The organism is Sphingomonas sp., from assembly GCF_031380695.1.
Classification (GTDB): Bacteria; Pseudomonadota; Alphaproteobacteria; order Sphingomonadales; family Sphingomonadaceae; genus Sphingomicrobium.
In genome coordinates, this window is sequence record NZ_JANMWY010000334.1 from 1 (window position 1) to 6,408 (window position 6,408).

The following is a 6,408-nucleotide window of genomic DNA, read 5'->3' on the forward strand; positions in this document are numbered from 1 at the left end:
GAGGTGGAAGAAGGCCGTGCGCTGCGACACGCGCGCTGCCTGCTGCATATTATGCGTGACGATCGCGATCGCATAGCGCCCGCGCAATTCGTGGATCAATTCCTCGATCTTGGCGGTCGCGATGGGGTCCAATGCCGAGCAGGGCTCGTCCATCAGGATCACCTCGGGATCGACCGCGATGGCACGGGCGATGCACAGTCGTTGCTGCTGGCCGCCGGACAGCGCGGTGCCGCTTTCGGCCAGGCGGTCCTTGACCTCGTCCCACAGGCCGGCGCGCTTCAGGCTTTTCTCGACGATCGCGTCGAGCTCGCCCTTTCCGCTCGCCAAGCCGTGAATGCGCGGACCGTAGGCGACGTTTTCGTAGATCGACTTGGGAAAGGGATTCGGCTTCTGGAACACCATGCCGACCCGCGCGCGCAGCTGGACCACATCCATTGCCGCGCCATTGATGTCCTCGCCATCGAGCGAGATATCGCCAGTGACGCGTGCCGACGGGATCGTGTCGTTCATCCGGTTGAGGCAGCGCAGAAAGGTCGACTTACCGCAGCCCGACGGGCCGATGAACGCCGTCACGCGGTCGTCGTGAATGTCGATCGATACGCCCTTGAGCGCTTCCTTGTCGCCATAATAGACATGGATATCGCGCGCCTGCATCTTGGGCGTGCGGCCGGCGTCCAGCTCGGGGGTGGTATCGGCGGCGACGGCGATCGTCGGCGCGGAGGGCACGGCCGGAGGACGATCGTTTAGCGCCGATGGCTCCGGCTGGACGTCGCCACCCAGCGTCGCGCGCTGGTCCTCGGCCGCTTCCACGGCGATCGCGGTGGATGGCACCGGCACCGGCGTCGTCGATCCGATCGGCATTTTTTCTTTGGTCATGTCGTTCACCAGCGTCGCTCGAAGCGGTTGCGGAGATATATGGCTAGGCCGTTCATGCACAGCATGAAGACGAGCAGCACGATGATCGCGGCGCTCGTCTTCTCGACGAAGCTGCGGTCGACTTCATCGCTCCACAGGAAGATCTGCACCGGCAGCACGGTCGCCGGATCGGTGATTCCGCCCGGCGGCGAAGCAATGAACGCGCGCATGCCGATCATCAGCAGCGGCGCCGTCTCGCCCAGCGCGCGCGCCATGCCGATGATCGTGCCGGTCAGGACACCCGGCAGCGCGAGCGGCAGGACATGGTGAAACACGACCTGCATTTTCGACGCGCCGACGCCAAGTGCGGCATCGCGGATCGATGGCGGGACCGACGTGATCGCGTTGCGCCCGGCGATCACGATCACCGGCATGGTCATCAGCGCCAGTGTCAGCCCGCCGACCAGCGGCGCCGATCGGGGCAAGTTCATCAGGTTAAGAAACACCGCAAGCCCGAGCAGCCCAAAGATAATCGACGGGACCGCCGCGAGGTTGTTGATCGACACTTCGATGAGATCGGTCCAGCGATTGCGCGGCGCGAATTCCTCGAGATAGAGCGCGGTCAGCACGCCGATCGGGAAGGCCAGGCCCATCGTCACGATGATCGTCAGGAAGCTGCCCTTGAGCGCGCCCCACACGCCCACCGATGACGGATCGGTTGCGTCGGACGCGGTCAGGAAATCGAAGTTGAAGCTGCGTTTGAGCCCGCCCTTGGCATCGACCGCGGCAACCAGTTTTTCCTGCTCGTCGCCGCCGTCGCCCTTGGCCGCGACATCGACCTTGCCCGATACCGGCAGCCAGACGGTGGCGGCGTGGCTCAGCAATGTCGGATCGGCGATCAGCATCCGCCCGAGCGTGCGCGCCCCGCTTTCGCCGAACATCTCGGCGGCGTCGGGACCATAGTTCGCGATCGCCGCCTGGGTCACCGCACCTTCTAGGTCGGCCTGCGCGACCGTCGCCTGGGCGTCGGGCCCCTTGAGCGCCGCCGGATCGATCAGCACGTCCGAGCGCGGCAGATCGAGCTGCAGCTTCGCCTCGGTATGGGTGAAGCCGCCGATCCCCTTAGACGCCATGGTGAACAGCAGGAAGGCGAGAAACCCGACCGACATGGCGACGGCGATGAACCCCAGCGCACGGAAGCGGCGCTCGGCGGCGTAGCGCTTGGCCACCCGCTTCTGCATGGTCCCGTCGGCCCAGCGTGAGGCGTGGCTCTTACTCATACGCCTCCCGATACCGCCTGACGACGGTAAGCGCGACGAGGTTGAGGATGAGGGTGATAACGAACAATGCCAGTCCGAGGGCGAAGGCGGCGAGCGTTTTTGCGCTGTCGAATTCCTGGTCGCCGGTTAGCAATTGCACGATTTGCACCGTGACCGTGGTCACCGCCTGGAACGGATTGGCGGTCATGTTGGCGCTGAGGCCGGCCGCCATGACGACGATCATGGTCTCGCCGATCGCGCGGCTGACGGCGAGCAGGACCCCGCCGACCACGCCCGGCAGGGCGGCGGGCAGGATGACCTTCTTGATCGTCTCCGACTTGGTCGCGCCCAGCGCCAGGCTGCCGTTGCGCAAAGCCAGCGGAACCGCGGCGATGCTGTCGTCGGCCATCGAGCTGACGAACGGGATGATCATGATGCCCATGACGAGACCGGCGGCGAGCGCGCTTTCGCTGCTGGCCGAGGTCACCCCGATTGCCACGCCGAAATCGCGGACCATCGGCGCGACCGTGAGCGCGGCAAAATAGCCATAGACGACGGTCGGCACGCCGGCGAGAATCTCGAGGATCGGCTTGAGCCACGCCCGCACCCGCGCCGGCGCATACTGGGTCAGGAAGATGGCGCACATCAGGCCGAGCGGGATGGCGACGATCATCGCAATGATCGCGCCGATGAACGCCGTGCCCCAGAATAGAGGGATCGAGCCGAACTCGCCCGACGACCCCGCCTGGTCGGCACGCATCGCCATCTGCGGCGACCAGGTCGTGCCGAACAGGAATTCCGCCGGATTGACCAGCTTGAAGAAGCGAATGCTCTCGAACAGCAGCGACAGGACGATGCCGAGCGTGGTCAGAATGGCGACCGTCGAGGCCGCCATCAGCAGCAGCATGACCCAGCGCTCGACCCCGGCGCGGGCGCGGAACTCGAACTTGATGCGCGAGACGGCGAAGGCCCCGCCGACCAGCGCGACGAGCAGCGCAAACGCCCCGCCGATCGTGGCGAACTTCGACCCGGCTTCCTTGAACTGCGGCGCCAGCACGGTCGATTGCGGGTTGAAGCCGGACTCGATCTTGCCGCTGGCGATGTCCTGCGCTTCGCCGAGAATGCTCTCGCGCTGAATACTGCTGTCAGGCAGCGCCCGGCCTTCGGGCGAGGACAGCACCGCCTGGTCGACCAGCCGCGACTGCATCGGCGCCCAGGCCGCCAGTAGCAGCAGTGCCGGCAGCGCGACCCACAGCGCCGCGTAAAAGCCGTGATAGATCGGCAGGCTGTTGAGCCGTGACCCACCGACCCGCGCCACGCGCAGCGCCGCCGCCCGGCGATAGCCGATCGCCGCCGCGACTGCTGCGACCAGCAGCACCACGAGAAGGGCCAAGCCGAGGGTCATATGCTGCTCGTCGTCGCCCCGCCGCTACTTGACGGTCGAGCCGTCAAGCGGAGTCAGCGCCGCCGCCTGGGCTGTCGCCGCCGTGGCATCGGCCCCGGCGAACGGCACCAAGCCGCGCTTTTCGAGCAGGCCATTCTTGCCCCACATCTTGGCGTAAGCGGCGACGAAGTCCTTGATCTTCGGCTTCACCGCCAGATGCTCGCCCTTGAAATAGATATAGAGCTTGCGCGAGCCCGGATAGGACAGGTTGGCGATCGTCTCCTCGCTCGGCGACACGCCGCCAAGCGACACCGCCTTCACCTTGTCGGCATTTTCGTCGAGGTAGGAGAAGCCGAGCACGCCGAGCGTATCCTTGTCGACCGCGACCTTCTGCACCAGCAGATTGTCGTTCTCGCCGGCTTCGACATAGGCGCCGTCTTCGCGGATCTTGGTGCAAATGTCCTTCTGCTTCTTCTCGTCGCTGGTCTTGAGCGCCTTCATCGCCGGGTCGGTTTCGCAACCCTTGGCGAGGATCAGCTCGGCGAGGCTGTCGCGCGTGCCCGACGTCGGCGGCGGGCCCATGACGTGGATTTTCTGCGTCGGCAGCGCCGGGTTGACGTCGTGCCAGGTCTTGGCGGTGTTGGGCTTGCCGAACGGATTGGCGGCGAGCGCCATGTAAATGTCCTTGACCGTCAGGCTGAGCGGCGCGGCGTCCTTGTTCTGGATGAAGGTCAGCCCGTCGATGCCGATCGGCACTTCGATCACCGACTTCGCGCCATTCTTGACGCACGCCTCATATTCGCTCTTCTTGATCGGCCGCGAGGCGTTGGTCATGTCGGGCGACGTTCCGCCGACCGCGGCGCAGAACAGTTTCATCCCCGCCCCGGTGCCGGTCGATTCGACGATGACGCTGGTGCCGGGATTGTCGCGCTGGAAACCCTCGGCCACGGCAGTGGTGAACGGATAGACGGTCGACGATCCGACGATCTTGATCTGGCTCGACGAGGCGCCGCCACCCGAATTGCTGCTGCCACAGGCTGCGAGCAGGACGATCGCGGGGATCACGAAGCCGAATTTCGTCATCATAACATCCTCATTCTGCGCCGCAATGCGCGGCTGATACTCACTTTCCCGGCCCGGCGGAAGCGATGCCATCACAGGAAAATACTGGGTGCTGCGCAACGGGGAAAACCGCGGCGCAGCACCGAACGCAACCCTTGCTAGAAATCAACTTGAACGCGCGCCGCAACTGTATCGACGCCATATTTGCGCTGATCAAGCGGTGCGGTCGACGTCGGTTTTACAATGGCCGCTTGCGGCCCACCTTTGATCTCGGAATGCGCATAGTTCACCAGGACACGGAAATAATCTTCCGGGATCCAGATCAGACTGGCCAGAAAACCGGTTTGTTTGCCACCACGCGTCAGGCTGTTGGAAGCCGTCGACACGCCGGTCAGAAAGTTATTGGTGAACCCGGTCTTCAACTTGCTGCTATCGAGGTCGAGATAATCGACCCGCCCGTTGACCTGGAATGCGCCCGACCCACCCTTACTGAGCGGCTTGAGAACTTTCGTCCGATCCCACAGACCATTTTTGTAGCCACGAGTTTCGCCAGTCAGGAAATATCCGACTTCACCATAGGCGCTGAAGAAGCTCGGATCGCCCGACGGAACGAGAAAGGTCGGCGTCGCGAACTGGCTAAGCCCGGCAGGCAGGACGTCCCCACGAGTGTAAGCGTTAACCTTCGTATATTGCGCCTCGCCGGCTACGTGAAGCGACTTGAAAATGCCCGCGATTTCCCCGCCAAAGATCATGTCGCTCTTGGCCGCGAAATTGCCCGTATCGACAAAGCGAATGTCGGTCGTCTGGGTAAACGGCCGCGCACGATAGCGGGCAATCTGATTTGTCGACGGCGCATTGACCGAGTTCGATAGCGTCGCGCCATTGTTCGATTGGAACTTTCGATATTGGAAGTTTGCGCCAAAATGGAGCTGGTGTCCGGTCATTAGCGGAGAGAAGACGGCGCGCGCGGCGGCGATATACCCTTCATTGTCAAATCCACCGTCGATCGAGTGCCCGGCGAACAGACCAGTGTTGAAGCGGAACGTGCCGGGCTTGTTGACGTAACCCACCGACAGACCGATGCGACGCGTGTTGATGAAGGCATCGTTCATCTGCGCTCGCTCGAGGAAGCTGATGAACCGCGAACTCGTGATTTGTTCGAGTCCGTCAAATGAATCATGATTGCCGATCGTCACGCTGAATGGCTTTCCCGCCGGCGCATAGGTCAGGATTGCATCTCCGAAGCCGACCGTGCTGTTGGCGAAATCCATCTCGAACTTATAGCCGAATCCCCCCGGGATATTTCCTTCGGCACCCAGACGGATACGGCGGACACGGGTGTTGAAGCCCAGGTTGCGCGTCAAGATCCGACTGCCCGGATTGGAAACATAACCGGCGTCGTACTGGATACGGCCGCGTGGCTTGAATGACCAGCCAGCATCCTTGTCCTCGAACAGCGGCGCGCCCTTCCATGACGGCGCGGTCTTGACCATCGCCGACTTGACGTTCTCGAGTTGCGCCTGGAGCGCCTCGACCTGTTGCGACAGCAGTTCGATCTTGGCCTGCGCGTCGTCGGTCGCGGCAGCGCCCTGGATGGCGGCGTCGGCGGCGGCGTCCGACGGATCGGGCATTGCGTCCTGCGCCGTCGCGGCGGCCGGGTCGGCCGGCGCCGGCGTCTGGGCAATCGCGCCATTGCCGATAGCGAGCGCACTGCCGGCAAGCAAAGCGCGGATGATGGTCGTGCGGTTCATGTCGAGTTCCCCTTTTCCCGCCTCCGCCAGGGAGGCCCGTCGGGGCGCGCCGGTCGGGCGCGCCCTTGTGATCGATTACTTGAGTTGCTTGAAGTCG

6 protein-coding genes are annotated in these 6,408 nt (G+C 63.9%); 1 reads left to right on the top strand and 5 read right to left on the bottom strand.

Annotated elements, in window-relative coordinates:
- The 5 genes from pstB to RMN84_RS12040 all read right to left on the bottom strand — a co-directional run.
- A partial coding sequence (gene pstB, locus RMN84_RS12020; protein ID WP_309612408.1) for a phosphate ABC transporter ATP-binding protein PstB occupies positions 1–654 on the bottom strand: 654 nt, incomplete at its 3' end.
- 227 nt (positions 655–881) lie between these two features.
- A complete protein-coding gene (gene pstA / locus RMN84_RS12025) occupies positions 882–2,135 on the bottom strand; it encodes a phosphate ABC transporter permease PstA (RefSeq protein ID WP_309612403.1) in 1,254 nt (417 codons plus the stop codon).
- Positions 2,128–3,519, bottom strand: coding sequence for a phosphate ABC transporter permease subunit PstC (gene pstC, locus RMN84_RS12030; protein ID WP_309612404.1), 1,392 nt, complete (start codon positions 3,517–3,519; stop codon positions 2,128–2,130). Before pstC ends, pstA begins: the two co-directional genes overlap by 8 nt.
- 24 nt (positions 3,520–3,543) lie before the next feature.
- Complete coding sequence (locus RMN84_RS12035) at positions 3,544–4,584, bottom strand: substrate-binding domain-containing protein (RefSeq protein WP_309612405.1); 1,041 nt, start codon at positions 4,582–4,584, stop codon at positions 3,544–3,546.
- 134 nt (positions 4,585–4,718) lie between these two features.
- Positions 4,719–6,053: a porin gene (locus RMN84_RS12040; protein WP_309612406.1), complete on the bottom strand. Its 1,335-nt coding sequence runs from the start codon at positions 6,051–6,053 to the stop codon at positions 4,719–4,721.
- Here RMN84_RS12040 and RMN84_RS12045 point away from each other — a divergent pair.
- On the top strand, positions 6,046–6,408 hold a 363-nt coding region (locus RMN84_RS12045), incomplete at its 3' end, for a hypothetical protein (RefSeq protein ID WP_309612407.1). The genes RMN84_RS12040 and RMN84_RS12045 overlap by 8 nt on opposite strands.